Source organism: Kitasatospora sp. NBC_00240 (assembly GCF_026342405.1).
Classification (GTDB): domain Bacteria; phylum Actinomycetota; class Actinomycetes; order Streptomycetales; family Streptomycetaceae; genus Kitasatospora.
Genome location: NZ_JAPEMU010000001.1, coordinates 8,150,093 through 8,165,982 on the forward strand (window position 1 = coordinate 8,150,093; position 15,890 = coordinate 8,165,982).

At 70.8% G+C, this 15,890-nt stretch carries 15 protein-coding genes; 14 read left to right on the forward strand and 1 reads right to left on the reverse strand.

Annotation, left to right across the window (positions count from 1 at the left end):
- Window positions 1–50 precede the first annotated feature (50 nt).
- The 10 genes from OG689_RS34730 (at window position 51) to OG689_RS34775 (ending at window position 10,548) form a co-directional block, all read left to right on the forward strand.
- A complete protein-coding gene (locus tag OG689_RS34730; RefSeq protein ID WP_266324976.1) occupies window positions 51–1,406 on the forward strand; it encodes a PfaD family polyunsaturated fatty acid/polyketide biosynthesis protein in 1,356 nt (451 codons plus the stop codon).
- Window positions 1,407–1,742: 336 nt separating this feature from the next.
- A complete protein-coding gene (fabD, locus tag OG689_RS34735) occupies window positions 1,743–2,843 on the forward strand; it encodes an ACP S-malonyltransferase (protein WP_266324978.1) in 1,101 nt (366 codons plus the stop codon).
- A 50-nt stretch (window positions 2,844–2,893) separates the two neighbouring features.
- Window positions 2,894–4,153: a hydroxymethylglutaryl-CoA synthase family protein gene (locus OG689_RS34740; RefSeq protein WP_266324980.1), complete on the forward strand. Its 1,260-nt coding sequence runs from the start codon at window positions 2,894–2,896 to the stop codon at window positions 4,151–4,153.
- Window positions 4,141–4,923 (forward strand): enoyl-CoA hydratase/isomerase, encoded by a 783-nt coding sequence (locus tag OG689_RS34745; protein ID WP_266324982.1) that lies wholly within the window; start codon window positions 4,141–4,143, stop codon window positions 4,921–4,923. Before OG689_RS34740 ends, OG689_RS34745 begins: the two co-directional genes overlap by 13 nt.
- Before the next feature lie 2 nt (window positions 4,924–4,925).
- Window positions 4,926–5,669, forward strand: coding sequence for a polyketide synthase (locus OG689_RS34750; RefSeq protein WP_266324984.1), 744 nt, complete (start codon window positions 4,926–4,928; stop codon window positions 5,667–5,669).
- A 14-nt stretch (window positions 5,670–5,683) separates the two neighbouring features.
- The gene (locus tag OG689_RS34755; protein ID WP_266324986.1) at window positions 5,684–5,929 is read left to right on the forward strand and encodes an acyl carrier protein; all 246 of its coding nucleotides are present in this window, start codon (window positions 5,684–5,686) and stop codon (window positions 5,927–5,929) included.
- Window positions 5,910–7,166: a beta-ketoacyl synthase N-terminal-like domain-containing protein gene (locus OG689_RS34760; RefSeq protein ID WP_266324989.1), complete on the forward strand. Its 1,257-nt coding sequence runs from the start codon at window positions 5,910–5,912 to the stop codon at window positions 7,164–7,166. Before OG689_RS34755 ends, OG689_RS34760 begins: the two co-directional genes overlap by 20 nt.
- A gap of 64 nt (window positions 7,167–7,230) precedes the next feature.
- On the forward strand, window positions 7,231–8,196 hold the full coding sequence (locus OG689_RS34765; RefSeq protein WP_266324991.1) for an acyltransferase domain-containing protein: 966 nt from the start codon (window positions 7,231–7,233) through the stop codon (window positions 8,194–8,196).
- A 51-nt stretch (window positions 8,197–8,247) separates the two neighbouring features.
- A complete protein-coding gene (locus tag OG689_RS34770; RefSeq protein WP_266324993.1) occupies window positions 8,248–9,156 on the forward strand; it encodes an SDR family oxidoreductase in 909 nt (302 codons plus the stop codon).
- A gap of 96 nt (window positions 9,157–9,252) precedes the next feature.
- Entirely contained in the window at window positions 9,253–10,548 is a 1,296-nt protein-coding gene (locus tag OG689_RS34775) for an acyltransferase family protein (RefSeq protein ID WP_266324995.1), read from the forward strand.
- A gap of 61 nt (window positions 10,549–10,609) precedes the next feature.
- Here the strand turns inward: OG689_RS34775 and OG689_RS34780 are convergent, their stop codons facing one another.
- Window positions 10,610–11,284 carry a 4'-phosphopantetheinyl transferase superfamily protein gene (locus OG689_RS34780; protein ID WP_266324997.1) on the reverse strand — a complete coding sequence of 225 codons (675 nt, stop codon included), beginning with the start codon at window positions 11,282–11,284 and terminating at the stop codon, window positions 10,610–10,612.
- Window positions 11,285–11,551: 267 nt separating this feature from the next.
- Between OG689_RS34780 and OG689_RS34785 the strand changes: the two genes are divergently transcribed.
- The 4 genes from OG689_RS34785 (at window position 11,552) to OG689_RS34800 (ending at window position 15,806) form a co-directional block, all read left to right on the forward strand.
- Window positions 11,552–12,364, forward strand: coding sequence for a HEAT repeat domain-containing protein (locus OG689_RS34785; RefSeq protein WP_323189352.1), 813 nt, complete (start codon window positions 11,552–11,554; stop codon window positions 12,362–12,364).
- Window positions 12,358–13,395, forward strand: a complete 1,038-nt coding sequence (locus OG689_RS34790; RefSeq protein ID WP_266324999.1) for a HEAT repeat domain-containing protein — start codon at window positions 12,358–12,360, stop codon at window positions 13,393–13,395. The genes OG689_RS34785 and OG689_RS34790 overlap by 7 nt, the downstream gene beginning before the upstream one ends.
- A gap of 647 nt (window positions 13,396–14,042) precedes the next feature.
- The gene (locus tag OG689_RS34795; RefSeq protein ID WP_266325001.1) at window positions 14,043–14,612 is read left to right on the forward strand and encodes a hypothetical protein; all 570 of its coding nucleotides are present in this window, start codon (window positions 14,043–14,045) and stop codon (window positions 14,610–14,612) included.
- Window positions 14,613–14,834: 222 nt separating this feature from the next.
- Window positions 14,835–15,806, forward strand: coding sequence for a helix-turn-helix domain-containing protein (locus OG689_RS34800; RefSeq protein ID WP_323189353.1), 972 nt, complete (start codon window positions 14,835–14,837; stop codon window positions 15,804–15,806).
- Window positions 15,807–15,890: the final 84 nt, after the last annotated feature.

Sequence of the window (15,890 nt, forward strand, 5' to 3'; positions counted from 1 at the left end):
CCGTCCCCCGGAAGGGGGCGGCCCGGCCCGGCCGTCGAGCAGGGGGCTGCATGGACACGATGGCACGAAGGCTCGGGAGCGAGTCCTTCCGCAGGGACTTCGGCGTCGACTACGCGTATCTGTCGGGGTCGATGTACCGGGGCATCGCCTCGAAGGAGCTGGTGATCGCCATGGGCCGCGGCGGCTTCATGGGGTTCCTCGGCGCGGCGGGCCTGAGCCCGGACCGGGTGCGGGGCGACATCGCCCGGATCCGCCGGGACCTGCCGCCCGGCCGGCCGTTCGGTGTCAACCTGCTCTGCAACCTCCAGGACCCGGCGCGGGAGACGGCCAACGTCGAGCTGCTGCTCGGCGAGGACGTGCGCTTCGTGGAGGCCTCGGCCTTCGTCAAGGTGACGCCGGCGCTGGTGCTGTACCACCTGCGCGGGCTGCGCCGGGCGTCCGACGGCAGCGTCGTGCGCGGCCACCGGATCCTGGCGAAGGTCTCCCGGCCCGAGGTGGCAAGGGAGTTCATGCGGCCCGCGCCCGCGGAGACGGTGGCGCAGCTGCTGGCGGCGGGCCGGGTCACCGCCGAGCAGGCCGAGCTGGCCCGGGGCGTCCCGGTGGCCCAGGACCTCTGCATCGAGGCGGACTCGGGCGGCCACACCGACCGTGGCGTGCCCACCGTGCTGCTGCCGTCGATGCAGGGCCTGCGCCGTGACCTGACGCGGGAACACGGCTACACCGAGGCGATCCGGCTCGGGGCGGCGGGCGGGATCGGCACCCCGCAGGCGGTCGCCGCGGCCTTCACGATGGGCGCGGACTTCGTGATGACCGGGTCGATCAACCAGTGCACGGTGGAGGCCGGGATCACCGACGCCGTGAAGGACCGGTTGCAGGACATCGACGTCCAGGACACCGGCTACTGCCCGGCCGGTGACATGTTCGAGATCGGCGCGCTGGTCCAGGTGTTGAGGAAGGGGGTGCTCTTTCCGGCCCGGGCCAACAAGCTCTTCTCGCTGTACAGGACCTACGACTCCTGGGACGCGATTCCGGAGGGCACCCGGCGGCAGATCCAGGACACGTACTTCAAGCGGAGCGTGGACGAGGTCTGGCGGGAGACCAGGGAGCACCTGGAGCGGACCGGCCGGGTGGCGGAGATCGGGCGGGCCGAGCGGAGCCCGAAGCGGAAGATGGCGCTGATCTTCCGCTGGTACTACGGCTACACCAGCCGGCTCTCCTTCACCGACCCGGATCGTGATCCGGCGAACCTGCAGGTGCACACCGGCCCGGCGCTCGGCTCCTTCAACCAGTGGGTGAAGGGGACGCCGCAGGAGAGTTGGCGCAACCGGCGGGTGGACCGGATGGCGGCCGGGCTCATGCGGGAGGCGGCCGGGATTCTCGCGGAGCGCCTGCAGGCCCTGGTCTGACGGCCGGAGCGGCGCCTGGGCGACAGTCGATGGGGATTGTCACACTGGTCACTCCGTGCAGTCAGGCACTATGATCTGATTATCTGTCATGGCCGGTGATCAAGGGGGGGCCCAAAGGCTGATGTCTCGTCAACTGCCGGCCGGAGGTTCGCGGTCGAGCGGGGCGAGACGACGTGCCGGCCGGCGAGAACCACGGGAACCCGCGGGGATTTTCGGGACGGGCCGGTAAGGGCCGGCGCGCCCGGTGCCCCGGCGGCACCACATTCATCGCAGCACGACCGGTCGAGCGGTCGAGCAAGCATCGCCAACACACCGAAAGACGAGAAAGGGTTCTCCATGCGGACGTACGTCTTCCCCGGCCAGGGATCGCAGCGGAAGGGAATGGGCGGTGCGCTGTTCGACGAGTTCGAGGACCTCACCAGGGCCGCCGACTCGATCCTGGGCTACTCGGTCAAGGCCCTCTGCCTGGAGGACCCCGAAGGCCTGCTCAAGCAGACCGAGTACACCCAGCCCGCGCTCTACGTGGTCAACGCCCTCTCCTACTACCGCAAGCTCCGGGAGACCGGCCAGCTGCCGGACTTCGTGGCCGGTCACAGCCTCGGCGAGTTCAACGCGCTGCTGGCCGCCGAATGCTTCGACTTCGAGACCGGCCTACGGCTGGTGCAGAAGCGCGGCGAGCTGATGGCCCAGGCCACCGGCGGTGCCATGGCGGCCGTGCTGAACGCCACGGACAAGGAGATCAGAACCGTCCTGGAGCAGAACGGCCTCACCTCCGTCGACCTGGCGAACTACAACACGCCGTCCCAGATAGTGATTTCGGGCCTGGCCGAGGACATCAAGGCCGCCCAGGCGCACTTCCAGAGCGGCAATCACCTCTTCGTCGCCCTGAACACCAGCGGTGCCTTCCACTCCCGCTACATGGAGCCGGCCCGGGCCGAATTCGCCGCATTCATCGCCGGGATCCCCTTCTCCGAGCTCCGGATTCCGGTGATCTCCAACGTCACCGGAAGGCCGTACGAGAACGAGTCCGTCAAGGACAACCTGGCGCGGCAGATCGTCAGTTCGGTGCGCTGGACCGACACCGTGGAACACCTCCTCGGCCACGAGGGAATGGAGATCGAGGAGATCGGTCACGGCGACGTCCTCACCAAGCTGGTGCGGAAGATCCGCCGCGAGATCCCGAACCCGGCCCGGCATTCGGCGCCCGCCCCCGTGAAGCCGCTCCCCGCCGCCGTGAAGCCGCGCCCGGCGGCGGACCTGGTCCGGCAGTGGAACGCGGTGCACCCGGTCGGGACCCTCGTGAAGTCCACCACCGGCGACTACGGGGACCTCCGTACCGCCACCGAGGCGACCGTCCTCTTCGGTCACCGGCCCGCCGTCTACATGGACGGCTACCGGGGCTACTTCGACCTCACCGAGATCGAGCCCGTCCACTAGACCGGCGAACACCGGCCCGAGCAGACCAGCACGCCCCAGGGAGAGAACAGATGACGACCGTCGGAATCGAAGCGATGAACGTCTTCGCCGGCACCTGCCAGGTCAACGTGGAGAAGCTGGCGATCCACCGCGGCCTCGACACAGCCAGGTTCGACAACCTCCTCATGAAGGAGAAGACCGTCGCGCTGCCGTACGAGGACCCGGTGACGTTCGGGGTCAACGCCGCCAAGCCCATCATCGACGCGATGTCCCCCGAGGAGCGGGACCGCATCGAGCTGGTCATCACCGCGACCGAGTCGGCCTTCGACTTCGGCAAGTCGATGAGCACCTACTTCCACAGCCTGCTCGGACTGAACCGCAACTGTCGCCTCTTCGAGATCAAGAACGCCTGCTACTCGGGCGTGGCCGCCCTCCAGATGGCGGCCAACTTCATTCTCTCGCAGACCTCCCCGGGCGCGAAGGCCCTGGTCATCGCCACCGACATCACCCGGTTCATGGTGGCCGAGGGCGGCGACGCGCTGTCCGAGGACTGGTCCTTCGCCGAGCCGAGCGGCGGCGCCGGCGCCGTGGCGATGCTCATCAGCGACATCCCCGACGTCTTCCAGATCGACGTCGGCGCCAGCGGCTACTACGGCCACGAGGTGATGGACACCTGCCGTCCGCTCGCCGACAGCGAGGCGGGCAACGCGGAACTGTCGCTCCTCACCTACCTGGACTGCTGCGAGAACGCCTTCCTGGAGTACCAGCGGCGGGTCGGCGACGTCGACTTCGTGGACAGTTTCGGCTACCTGGCGTTCCACACCCCCTTCGGCGGGATGATCAAGGGCGCGCACCGCAACCTGATGCGCAAGTTCGTCAAGGCACGCCCGGCGGCGATCGAGGAGGACTTCCGGCGCCGGATGCACCCGGGCCTGACGTACTGCCAGCGGGTCGGCAACGTCATGGGCGCGACCACGATGCTCTCGCTCGCCAGCACCATCGACAACGCCGACCTCTCCAGCCCCCAGCGCGTCGGCGTCTTCTCCTACGGCTCCGGCTGCTGCTCGGAGTTCTTCAGCGGCGTCGTCCGCCAGGAGAGCCAGGACCATGTCCGCCGCTTCGAGATCGAGAAGCACCTGGACAAGCGGTACGAGCTGAGCATGCCCGAGTACGACATGCTGCTCCGGACCAACCACGCCGTGAAGTTCGGGACCCGCAACGCCGTCCTCGACACCGGCATCGTGCCCGAGGCCCGGGGCACGCTCGGCAAGGAACTCCTCTTCCTCAAGCAGATCAACGAGTTCCACCGGGAGTACGAGTGGCTCTCCTGAACACGGCGGCCTACGAGACCGTCAAGGTCAGGTTCCAGGACGAGATCTGCTTCCTCCAGCTCAACCGCCCCGACGCCGACAACGCGATCAACCGGCGGCTGGTCGAGGAGTGCACCAGCGTGGTGCGGCACTGCGAGGAGCATGCCAAGGTCCTCGTCCTGGAGGGCCTGCCCGAGGTGTTCTGCTGGGGCGCCGACTTCCGGGAGCTGGGCTCCCAGGAGAGCGGCGGCCACGAAAAGTCGCACGCCGAGGCCCTCTACGACCTCTGGCTCTCGCTGGCCCTCGGCTCGTTCGTCTCGATCGCGCACGTCCGCGGCAAGGTGAACGCCGGCGGCCTGGGCTTCGTGGCCGCCTGCGACATCGTGGTGTGCGAGGACAAGTCGGTGTTCAGCCTCTCGGAGCTGCTGTTCGGGCTGATGCCGGCCTGCGTCCTGCCCTTCCTGATCAGGAAGGTCGGCCCGGCGAAGGCCAACTACATCACGCTGACCACCCAGCCGTTCACCGCCCGGCAGGCGGTGGACTGGCAACTGGTGGACGCCAGCGAGGAGAACAGCGGCAACCTGCTGCGCAAGCACATCCTGCGGCTGCGCTACCTGCCCAAGTCCGGTGTCACCCGCTACAAGAAGTACCTGCGCAACCTCGACGACATCCTGCTCCCCTCCCGGGAGAAGGCCGTCGAGGCCAACCGGGAGGTGTTCTCCGACCAGGAGAACCTGCAGAAGATCGCGCGCTACGTGAACACAGGGAAGTTTCCCTGGGAAGGGGAGTAGACATGTCGGACGCGGCCGTCGACTACACCCAGCTCGGGCCCTCCGTGGTCCGGATCACCATGCAGGACAAGGAGCACAAGAACACCTTCTCCGACCAGCTCCTGGTCGGCCTGAGCGACGCCTTCGAGCGGGTCAAGGCAGACGAGCGGTGCAAGGTGGTCATCCTCACGGGCTACGGCACCTACTTCGCCAGCGGCGGCCGCAAGGAGAGCCTGCTGCAGATCCAGGACCGGCAGATCAGCTTCACCGACTCCGACATCTACGGCCTGGCACTGGACTGCCCCGTCCCCGTCATCTCCGCGATGCAGGGCCACGGCATCGGCGGCGGCTTCGCGATGGGGCTCTTCTCCGACTTCGTGATCCTCAGTCAGGAGAGCATCTACACCACCAACTTCATGCGCTACGGCTTCACGCCGGGCATGGGGGCGACACTCATCCTCCCCAAGAAGCTCGGCTTCAGCCTCGGCGAGGAGATGCTGCTCTCCGCGAAGACCTACTACGGCCGCGACCTGAAGGAGCGGGGGATCCCCTTCCCCGTCCTGCCGCGCGCCGAAGTGCTGCCCTACGCCGTCGAACTGGCCGAGACCCTGGCCGAGAAGCCCAGGCTCTCGCTGATCACCCTGAAGGACCACCTGGTGGCCGAACTGCGCGAGGAGCTCCCGCGCTACATCGAGCGCGAGGTGGCCATGCACGACAAGACCTTCCACCAGCCCGAGGTCCGCGACCTCATCACCTCCCAGTACTAGGAGAGCCGAGCACCATGTCGAGCCAGGACGTCTTCAACCTGATCGTCGAGCACACCCGCGAGGTCGTCCCGGAGCTGGAGGACCACACCTTCGACCCGGCGGACTCGCTGCGGGACCTCGGGGCCAACTCCATCGACCGGGCCGAGATCCTCATGATGACGCTCGAGTCGCTGGCGGTCAGCATCCCGCTGCACGAGCTGGCGAACGCCAAGAACATCGGTGATCTGGCGGAGCTCATCCATGCCAAGTCGAACTCCTGACACGCGCGATATCGTCGTCACCGGCCTCGGCGTCACCAGTGCGGTGGGCCAGGGCAAGGACGACTTTGTCGCCGCACTCCTCGGCGGCCGCCACGCCTTCGCCACGATGGGACGTCCCGGCCGGCAGGTGCCGCCTGCCGGGGCCGGCCGGGACGCCGCCGAACCGGGCTTCCTGGGCGCCGAGATCGCCGACCTGACCATGCCCGCGGCCATCCCGGCGCGGGTGCTGCGGACGGCCTCGCTCTCCTCACGGGCGGCCCTGGCCACCCTCGACGAGGCCTGGCGCGAGGCCGGCCTGGACGACGCCGACCCGCGCCGCATCGGCCTGGTCGTCGGCGGCTCCAACGTCCAGCAGAGGGAACTGACGCAGCTGCACGCCCGGCACGCGGACCGTCCCGAGTTCCTGCGCCCCACCTACGGCATGGCCTTCATGGACACCGACCTGTGCGGGTTCTGCACCGAGGCCTTCCCGATCCGGGGCTTCGCCCAGACGCTGGGCGGGGCCTCGGCCAGTGGTCTGCTCGCGGTGCTCCAGGCGGTGCGGGCGGTGCAGTCGGGCCAGGTCGACGTCTGCATCGCGATGGGTGCGCTGATGGACCTGTCGTACTGGGAGTGCCTGGCGTTCCGGGCGATGGGAGCGATGGGCTCGACCCGCTGGGCCGACGACCCGGCCGCCGCCTGCCGCCCGTTCGACCGGGGCCGGGACGGCTTCGTCTTCGGTGAGGCCTGCGGCGCGGTCGTGATCGAGCGGGAGGGCGCCCGCCGGCACCCCGCGCCGTACGCGCGGTACCGCGGCGGTGCCACCGCGATGGACGGCAACCGCAACCCCAACCCCTCGTTCGACGGCGAAGTCGGCGTCGTCCGGGCGGCGTTGGCGGAGGCCGGCCTGCCGGCCTCGGCGATCGACTACGTCAACCCGCACGGCACCGGATCGCCGACCGGCGACGACACAGAGCTGCGGGCGCTGCGCGAGTGCGGCCTGACCGGGGCGCGGATCAACGCCACCAAGTCGATCACCGGGCACGGGCTCAGCGCGGCCGGCGCCGTCGAGGTGGTCGCCACGCTCCTGCAGATGCGCGAGCAGAAGCTGCACCCCACCCGCAACCTGGCCGACCCGGTGGACCCGGCCTTCCACTGGGTGCGCGAGGAGGCGGAGGCCTGGTCGTTCGAGACGGCCGTCAGCCTCAGCATGGGCTTCGGCGGCATCAGTTCGGCGATCTGCCTGCAGAAATGCTGACCGCCGCGGCCCCGCCGACAGCCGTACCCCCGCCCACGTCCGACACTCCTCGGAAGCACCGGAGATGACCAGACCCACCGTGTTCATGTACTCGGGCCAGGGCTCCCAGTACTTCCACATGACCGCCGAACTGTACGAGCGGCATCCGCGCTACCGGCTCTGGCTGGACCACTGCGACGAGATCGCCTCGCCCATCCTCGGCAAGTCGCTGCTGGACACCGTCTTCGACCCGGGCCGGCAGAAGAGCGACCCGTTCGACTCGCTCGCGGACTCCAACGCCGCGCTGCTGTGCGTCGAGTACAGCCTCACCCGCGTCGTCCAGGAGCTGGGGTACCGTCCGGACGCCCTGCTGGGCTACAGCCTGGGGGAGATCACCGCGGCCGTGGTCGCCGAGGTCTTCCCGCTGGAGCTCGGCATCTCCTTCGCGGTCGACTTCGCGCGCCTGCTCGCCGAGCGGACGCCGCGCGCCGGCATGCTGGCGATCGTCGGCCCGCCCGAACTCCTGCTGACCCACCAGAGCCTGTTCGCCGGCTGCTGGGTGACGGGCCGCAACTTCGACGGCAACTTCGTGGTCAGCGGGCACGCCGCGCGGATCGACGCACTCCAGGCCGCCCTCCGGCACGAGGGCGTGCTCTGCGAACGGCTGCCCGTGAACTGGGGCGTGCACACCGAGCTGATCGACCCCGTCGAGGCGGAGGTCCGCGGCCTCCTCGGCGGGCTGGACTTCGCGCCGCCGCAGATCCCGATCGTCTCCGCCACGGCCGCGGGCCTGGTCGACGCGGTGACGGCCGACGGGATCTGGGCCGCCATGAGAAATCCGGTGGAGTTCTCGCGAACCGTCGGAAAGATGACCGCCGAGACCGATGCGACCTTCATCGACCTCGGACCCAGCGCCACGCTCGCGACCTTTGTGAAGTACCTCCTTCCGCCGGGCAGCGGCTCTGTGCAGACCAGCACCATCAACCGTTTCGGAAACAACCTGAAATCGATGAGCGATTTTCAGGAGCAGACGGCCTCGATACGAGGCTGACCGGTCTCGGAATCGAGGCCGATCATCGGAGTCCTGGAGGGAAACCCGGTCATGGCACCACAGAGCAGCGCCATCAGAATCTACAAGGACGCGACCGCGATCATCACGGGCGGCGCGTCGGGCATCGGCCGCGCCCTGGCCGAGGACCTCGCGGCCCGCGGCTGCGAGGTGGTCCTCGCGGACCTCCAGCTGGAGCAGGCCGAGGAGGCGGCCGCCCGGATCAGGGCCGCCGGCGGGAAGGCCACCGCGGCCCGGCTGGACGTGACCGACCACACCGAGTTCGCCCGGCTGGTCAAGGACACGGTCGCGCGGACCGGGCGCCTGGACTACCTGTTCAACAACGCCGGTATCAGTCACGGCATGGGCGCGGGAGCCCGCCACTACCGGATCGAGGACTGGCGCCGCGTCATCGACGTCAATCTCGGCGGCACCGTCAACGGCGTCCAGGCCGCGTACAACGTGATGATCGACCAGGGCTTCGGCCACATCGTGAACACCGCCTCCATGGCGGGCCTGGTCCCGAGCCCCGGCACCACGTCCTACGTGACGACCAAGCACGCCGTCGTCGGCCTCTCGCACAACCTGCGGGCCGAGGCCGCGCAGCTCGGTGTGCGGGTCAGCGTGCTCTGCCCGGGCGTCATCCGGACCCCGTTCATCGAGGGCGGCACCTACGGCCGCGAGGTCGAGGGCGTGACCGGCGAGCAGTCCAAGGAGATGTGGGAGGAGAAGAAGCCGATCTCCCCCGAGGAGTTCGCGAAGAAGGCGCTCGACGCCGTCGCCAAGAACCAGGGCATCATCATCGTCCCCGGATTCTGGAAGCTGTTCTGGTGGCTCTTCCGCATCTCGCCGTCGTTCTGCCTCAACATCGCGACGAAGAACTTCAAGGACCTCGGGCGGAGCACCGGATCCGGCGGCCGGCACCTGGAGGAGAAGGCCGCGTCGGCCGCACCGGAGAAGTAACGCCGGGCCGGTTCGAAATGCACCGCACTTCCCCCCGTCCGACGCGACCGATTCTTCCGCGAGGAAATCATGAAACAACAGAGTGGTAGCCCGTCAGTGGCCATTCCCGCGCAGGCCGCGGCTCCTGCCGGAGCGCCCGCCGAGCGGTATCACGGCCTGGACGCGCTCCGCGGCTTCGCGCTGCTGCTCGGCGTGCTGCTGCACGCGACGCTCGCCTTCATCCCCGGGTTCAGCTACACCGGCTGGCCGATCGTCGACAACTCCCCGAGTTCGCCGCTGGCCTTCGCCTACTTCGTCATCCACCTCTTCCGGATGCCGGTCTTCTTCCTGCTGGCCGGCTTCTTCGGCCGGATGCAGTACCGGCGGCTGAAGGCGCGCGGCTTCTTCAAGGAGCGCAGCAAGCGCATCCTGCTGCCGCTGCTCTTCGGCACCCTGCTGGTGCTGCCGATGAACGTGATCCTGATCGCCGTGGTGCTCGGTATCAAGGGCCCGGTGGACAGCCTGGTGCCGGCCCGCGCGATCGTGCCCGTCCCGCTGGCGCACCTCTGGTTCCTCTGGGTGCTGTACTGGCTCTACGTGGCGGTGCTCGTCGGGCACAAGCTGCTCGGCCTGTTCCGCAAGGGCGGGGCCGCCGGGTCCCAGGGCGGCGGTGCGCTGGAGCGGGCGGTCGGCCGGGTCTGCGCCCTCGGCCTGGAGCCGGTCGTTCTGGCGCTGCCGGTCGCGGTGTGCCTCTGGTTCTTCGACCAGTGGCACCTCTGGGAGGGCCTCCCCACGCCCAACACGGACCTGGTGCCGCAGCTGCCGACCACCGTCGGCTACGCGGTCGCGTTCTCGTTCGGCTGGTACCTGCAGAAGAACCCCGGCACCCTCCAGTCGTGGCGCCGCCGCTGGGTCGGCTACGTCGCCGCGGCGGTCGTGGTGACCGTCGCCACCGCCGCCCTCGGCGGCTTCGACCCGCAGTCCTCGCTGGTCACGATCGACGGGCAGCTCGCACTGGAGCCGCTGACCGGCGGGACCAAGGCGCTCTGCGCGCTGGGCTACGGGCTGGCGGGCTGGCTCTGGACGCTCGGGCTCGTCGGCGCCGCGCTGCACTTCTTCGCGGGCTTCAGCCCGCTCCGGCGCTACATCGCGGACGCGTCGTACTGGATCTACATCGTCCACATGCCCCTGGTGATGGCCCTCCAGGTCGTGGTGCGGCACTGGCCGGTGCACTGGGCGCTCAAGTACCCGTTCATCCTGGCCGTCGCGCTGCCGATCCTCTTCCTGAGCTACCACTACCTGGTGCGCTCCACCTGGATCGGCAAGATGCTCAACGGCCGGCGCTACCCGCGGACCCTGCCCACCGACCCGGCCGCCCGGCCGGCGGTCGTGGTGGGCGCGGACGCGAGCTGACCCGGTCCGTCCTCCCGATCGACCCTCCGGGCCGCTGCCGACGGGCAGCGGCCCGGAGGCGTCAGTGCCCGGCGACCTGCTCCAGGGCGATCGCGGTGACCACCAGGCCCTCGCGGCAGAGCCAGCGGCCGGTGAACCCGTCCAGGTGCCGGCCGCCGGCGTCCACCCCCGGGACGAGCAGCCGCGCGGAGAAGCTTCCGGTGTCCGGTGCGAAGTCCAGCTCGGCTTCCGTGAAGTCGAGTTCGCGCTCAGTCAGCGGGTACCAGGTCTTGAAGACCGCCTCCTTGGCGCTGAACAGCAGCCGGTCCCAGCGGACCTCGGGCGCGGCGTCCGCCAGGTCGCGGAGCCGGGCCCGCTCGCCGGGCAGCGAGACGAACTCCAGCAGGTCGTCCGGCAGCGGTTCGTTGGGCTCGGCGTCGATGCCCAGCCCCAGGAAGTCCGCGGAGCGGCCCACGGCGGCGGCCCGGTAGCCGGCGCAGTGGGTCATGCTGCCGACGACGCCCGCCGGCCACCGCGGCGCGCCGCGCCGGCCCGCCACCAGCGGCGCCGCCGGTACGCCCAGCCCGTTCAGGGCCCGCCGGGCGCACATCCGGACGGTGGCGTACTCCCGCCGGCGCTTCGCCACGGCCTGGGCGACGGCAGCGGCCTCCTGCGGGTACAGCGCGGCGACGGCGGCCCGGTGGTCGGTGAACGCGTGCGCCGTGGCCGCGGGCGGGGGTATCAGTTCCTCGATCACGACGGTTCCGCGCTCTCCTCCGGTCAGGGACGGACCCGTCACGGAGTCTTCCGTCCGCCGTCGAGCGGAGTCAACCCCCGGATCCCCCGGCCGCGCCGCCCGGCCCGGCATGACGGAACGTCATGCACCGCCCCATGAGTGGAGATCACCCCGCGACCGCGCCCGCCCTCGCGCGGCCCGCCGCGGTACCGCCCGACGTCCCGGGCCGGGCCCGGTCGGTCCGGCTTGACCTTGACACTGTGAGAAGGTGTCCACTGGGCGCAGGAGGTGGTCCCCATCAACACGACAGACGGAACCCCGCAGAACACCCGGGTGGCCGGCGCCCTGGGCGCCGAGGACTCCTCGGTCCGGCTTCAGGCGGCCCTGGCGGTCGGCTCGACCGCCGACCCCGACTTCCTGGAGCCGCTCGTCCGGCGGTGCGCGGTCGAGACGGACTTCTTCGTACGGGACATGCTGTCCTGGGCGCTGACCCGCCTCCCGTCGGAGCTCACCCTGCCCCGGATCCGCCGGGAACTGGCCTCCGAGCACACCCAGGCCCGTAGCCAGGCGCTGCACACCCTCTCGAAGATCGGCGACCGGAGTGCGTGGGCCTGGATCACCCGGGACATGCTGCAGGACCCGGACGACGAGGTCGCCCGGACCGCGTGGCGCGTCGCGGTCGTCCTGGTGCCGGAGGACGAGCGGGCGGAACTGGGCGACGCCCTGGTCACCCAACTCGGCCGCGGCGACCGCACGGTGCAGCTGAGCCTGAGCCGGGCCTTCGTCGACCTCGGCTACGTGATCGAGCCCGCCCTGGAGAAGGCCGCGACCGACCCCGACCCGGCGGTGGCCACCCACGCCGCTGCCACCGCGCTGCTCCTGAGGGACCCGGAAACCGGATTCGACGCGGCCGTCCACGAGGCGAAGCGGATGGCCACGCTGGGCCCGGAACCGGCCGCCGCGCTCGCCGCCACTGCCGCCGCCGCGGCCGCGTCGGGAGACACCGAGGCTTCGGAGGCCGCCGGCACCACGCAGGCTGCCGCCGCCGCGACGACCGGGTCGACGGAGCCCGCCGAGGCTGTGGAGGCCGCGGATTGCTGATCGGCGATGTGGCCCGCTGCTCGGGGGTGAGCACCCGGATGCTCCGGCACTACGACGCCCTCGGGCTGGTGCGACCGACCGGTCGCACCGTCGGCGGCTACCGCGAGTACTCCGCCGAGGACGTCCGCAGGATCTTCCACGTGGAGAGCCTGCGGTCGCTCGGGCTCTCGCTCAAGCAGGTCGGGCGCGCGCTGGAGGATCCGGCCTTCACGCCGTCCGCCCTGGTCGGCGACCTCGTCCGGTTGACCGAGGACCGCCTGGCCCGGGAACAGGAGCTGCTGGAGCGGCTCCGCGCCATCGACGCGTCGGCGCCCGAAGGCTGGCAGGGCGTCCTGCGCATCGTCGAACTCATGCAGGGGCTGAACTCGACCAGCGCCGCGCGCCGGCAGCAGGCCGTGCTGGCCCGGCCGGAAGGCGTGTCGGTCCCCGCCGAGCTGCTGGCCGGGGCGGTCCTGGCCGAGTCCGACCCCCATGTCGCGGGCGCCCTGCGCTGGGCGCTCGCCCGTTCGGGCGGCGACGGCGTGGCGATGCTGGTCACCGGCGTGCGCTCGGAGGACGTCGACATCCGGCGGCGCGCGGTGCTGGCGATCGCCTCCATGTCCGAGGCCCCTGGGGCGACCGCGGTGCTTGCGGACGCCCTGGGGGACGAGGACCCGACGGTCCGCCGGCACGCCGCCCTCGCGTTGGGCCGGCGTGGTGTGACCGCGGCCGTCCCGACCCTCGTCGGGATGGTGGTCGGGGGCTCCAGCGACGTCGACGCGGCCGAGGCCCTGGGAACGCTGTCCCGGGACCCGGGGTGCGCGGACCGGATCCTGACCGCACTGGTCGACGAACTCGCCACGCCCACCGCGGACTCCGCGACACGGCTACGCCTGACCCAGGCACTGGTCGAGCTGTCGGGGCCCGCCGCACGGGAGGTCCTGCGCGGACTGGCCCACGACGGCGATCGCGCTGTCGCGCTGGTGGCCTCCGCCTTCGTCGGGGTCCTCGACGAGCAGCAGCCCGAAGACCGGGGCGACGAGGAATCCTGAAGGGCACGCGACGGGCGCCACGGCACCCCGTCCCCCGACCGAGGCCCTGCCACGGACCATCAGGATCAGCGGGGTGAAGTCGGTGGTGTCGACGGTGAAGGACACCTCGGGGTGCGCGGTGATCGCCTTCACCTTGTAGGCACCGGTCGGGGTGGCGAAGACGAACCCCCGTTCACCAGGTGCACGATCTTCGAGTGGTCCACGGCGCTCCCCATCCGTACGGGCGCAGCGGTGGACGACCGGGTCTCTTCCGTGACGTTGCGTTCTTGCCGTCGCGGTCGGTGCGTCCGCGACGTCGGACTGCCGGAGCGGCCCGCACGCGCCCCAGTCTTGCAAGCCGGGGGCCGGGCCGGTTCTCCCGTCGTGCTCCCTGGGACGGCGTCCGGGCATGGCCGGGAAGGGTCCTGCGCCGGCCTGAACTCGACACCGGAACCGAAGCCAGGGGATCATGGAGACCGGGTGGCACCAGCCATGACACGCAGTGGGACAACGGGAAACTCAGGGAACACCTCATCGCACACCACCACATACGCCGGGCGTCCCTGGCCGCGCTGCTCGGCGCGGCCGTCCTCACCGGCTCCGGCTGCTCGATCACGACCGGCGCGCCCGACGGATCCGGCCCGTCCGCCACCGCCGGCAGGCGCCCGTTGCCGGCCGACGCCATCGTCCCGGTGGACGGTGCCGACCTCTGCACCCTCCTCGGGCCCGACTTCCTCACCCGGTACGCGCCCGGCTACACACTGGAAAATCCGCGGAACCACCCGTTCCTGCGTCCCGAGTACCGGCTCCTGAGTACCGGACAGGGCGGCACCGGCCCGGAGCTGACCGCCGGCGGATGCCAGGTCAGCAGCGTCGACGGCCTGGGCGCCGGCATCGGTGTCTCCCTCACCCGCGAACTTCCGGGGCCGAACACCACCAGGTCGCCGCAGGACCGCTGCGCCCTGGTCGCCAGGGAGCGGCACGACCGGGACTCCGCCGAGACCCCGTCCCTGGGCCCGGCCTTCACCTTCGAGGACATGCCCGCCCTCGGCCCCGGCGGCTTCCGTGAACTCGAAATCAGGGACGGGACGGTGCTGATGGCCAGGGCCCAGGGCTGCCACGGCGCCGACTGGGTCGCACTCTCGATCGTCCCTGACCCGCACGGCGACACCGGCAGGGCTGCGGACGACGCCGTGGCGGCAGTGCAGGACATCTACCGGCGCCTGGGCGACGCTTGAAGCCCGCGGGGCGGGCCCGCGCGCGGCCGGGGCCCGCCGCCTGAACGACCGGACCTGGTGGAAAGGCCCGTCATGGGCCGGGGTTTGACGTCCGGTTGATGTGCACAGAACTTGGTGAGGCCGGGGCGTGCGGCCTTGCCGGCCGGCAAGGAGCGGACCTGAAGGGGGATGTGGAGAGTGGTGGCGAGGCCGGGGAGTGTGTTCCGGAGCGGGGACCTGCCCGTGGAGGAACGCTTCGACAGCTGGCGGGAACTGGTCGTGCGGTCGCGGGACAGCGTGGCCACCAGTGCCCACGCCGACGATTTCACGGCGGAGATGCGGCGCCTGGAGCTCGGGCCGGTGACCCTCCTCAGATCGTCGTTCCCGCCCGCGCTGTTCCGGCGGACCGCCGGCATGGTGCGGCGCTCGGATCCGGAGGTGTACCACCTGACGCTGCTGCTCGGCGGCGACATGGGGCTGGTCCGCGACTCCGGCCGGGAGGAGCGTCTCGCGGCGGGGGACCTGCACGTCATCGACAGCTCGGATCCGTTCGACCTGAGGGCCTTCGACGCCGCGGCCACCAGCTGGGAGGGCCAGCGGGTCGAAGCCCTCGGCGTCGACTTCCCCCGGTCGTCGCTGCCGCTGCCGCGGGACCAGGTGCGGGCCCTGTTCGGCCGGGGGTTCTCGGGGCGGGAGGGCACGGGGGCGCTGCTCTCCGAGTTCCTGGTCGGCCTGGGCCGGCAGGCCGAAGCCCTGGGGCCCGCCGAGGCACCCCGTCTGGGAGCGGTCGTGGTCGACCTGGTGGCCTCCTGGCTGGCCCGGGAACTGGATGCCGAAGCCGCGCTGCCGGACGAATCCCGCCAACGGGCCATGGTGGAGCGCGTCCGGGCGTTCGTCCGGCAGAACCTGCACGACCCCGAGCTGACGCCGTCCCTGATCGCCACCGCGCACCACATCTCGGTCAGCTACCTCCACCGCGTCTTCACCCAGCAGTCCCGGGGTGAGACGCTCGCCGCCTGGATCCGTGGCCAGCGGCTGGAGAAGGCACGCCGCGACCTGGCCGACCCCACCCTGCGCGGGATGCCGATCCACACCGTCGCCGTCCGCTGGGGCATCCCCCGGGCCTGCGACTTCAGCCGCGCCTTCCGGGCCGCGTACGGGCTTTCGCCCAGCGAGCACCGGCACCGGGAGCTGGCCGCGCTGGTGAGTCGGTAGACGCAAAGCCTAGGAACTGTGGACGCAGTGCCAACACGGCCGGGCGGCGCGCTGACATCCTCCATGAGAGTCAAACGAGGCGGT

Bases quoted from the DNA above. Each gene is read 5' to 3' on its own strand.
- OG689_RS34730 (WP_266324976.1), top strand. From the start codon at position 51: ATGGACACGATGGCACGAAGGCTCGGGAGCGAGTCCTTCCGCAGGGAC.
- fabD (WP_266324978.1), top strand. From the start codon at position 1,743: ATGCGGACGTACGTCTTCCCCGGCCAGGGATCGCAGCGGAAGGGAATG.
- OG689_RS34740 (WP_266324980.1), top strand. From the start codon at position 2,894: ATGACGACCGTCGGAATCGAAGCGATGAACGTCTTCGCCGGCACCTGC.
- OG689_RS34750 (WP_266324984.1), top strand. From the start codon at position 4,926: ATGTCGGACGCGGCCGTCGACTACACCCAGCTCGGGCCCTCCGTGGTC.
- OG689_RS34755 (WP_266324986.1), top strand. From the start codon at position 5,684: ATGTCGAGCCAGGACGTCTTCAACCTGATCGTCGAGCACACCCGCGAG.
- OG689_RS34760 (WP_266324989.1), top strand. From the start codon at position 5,910: ATGCCAAGTCGAACTCCTGACACGCGCGATATCGTCGTCACCGGCCTC.
- OG689_RS34765 (WP_266324991.1), top strand. From the start codon at position 7,231: ATGACCAGACCCACCGTGTTCATGTACTCGGGCCAGGGCTCCCAGTAC.
- OG689_RS34770 (WP_266324993.1), top strand. From the start codon at position 8,248: ATGGCACCACAGAGCAGCGCCATCAGAATCTACAAGGACGCGACCGCG.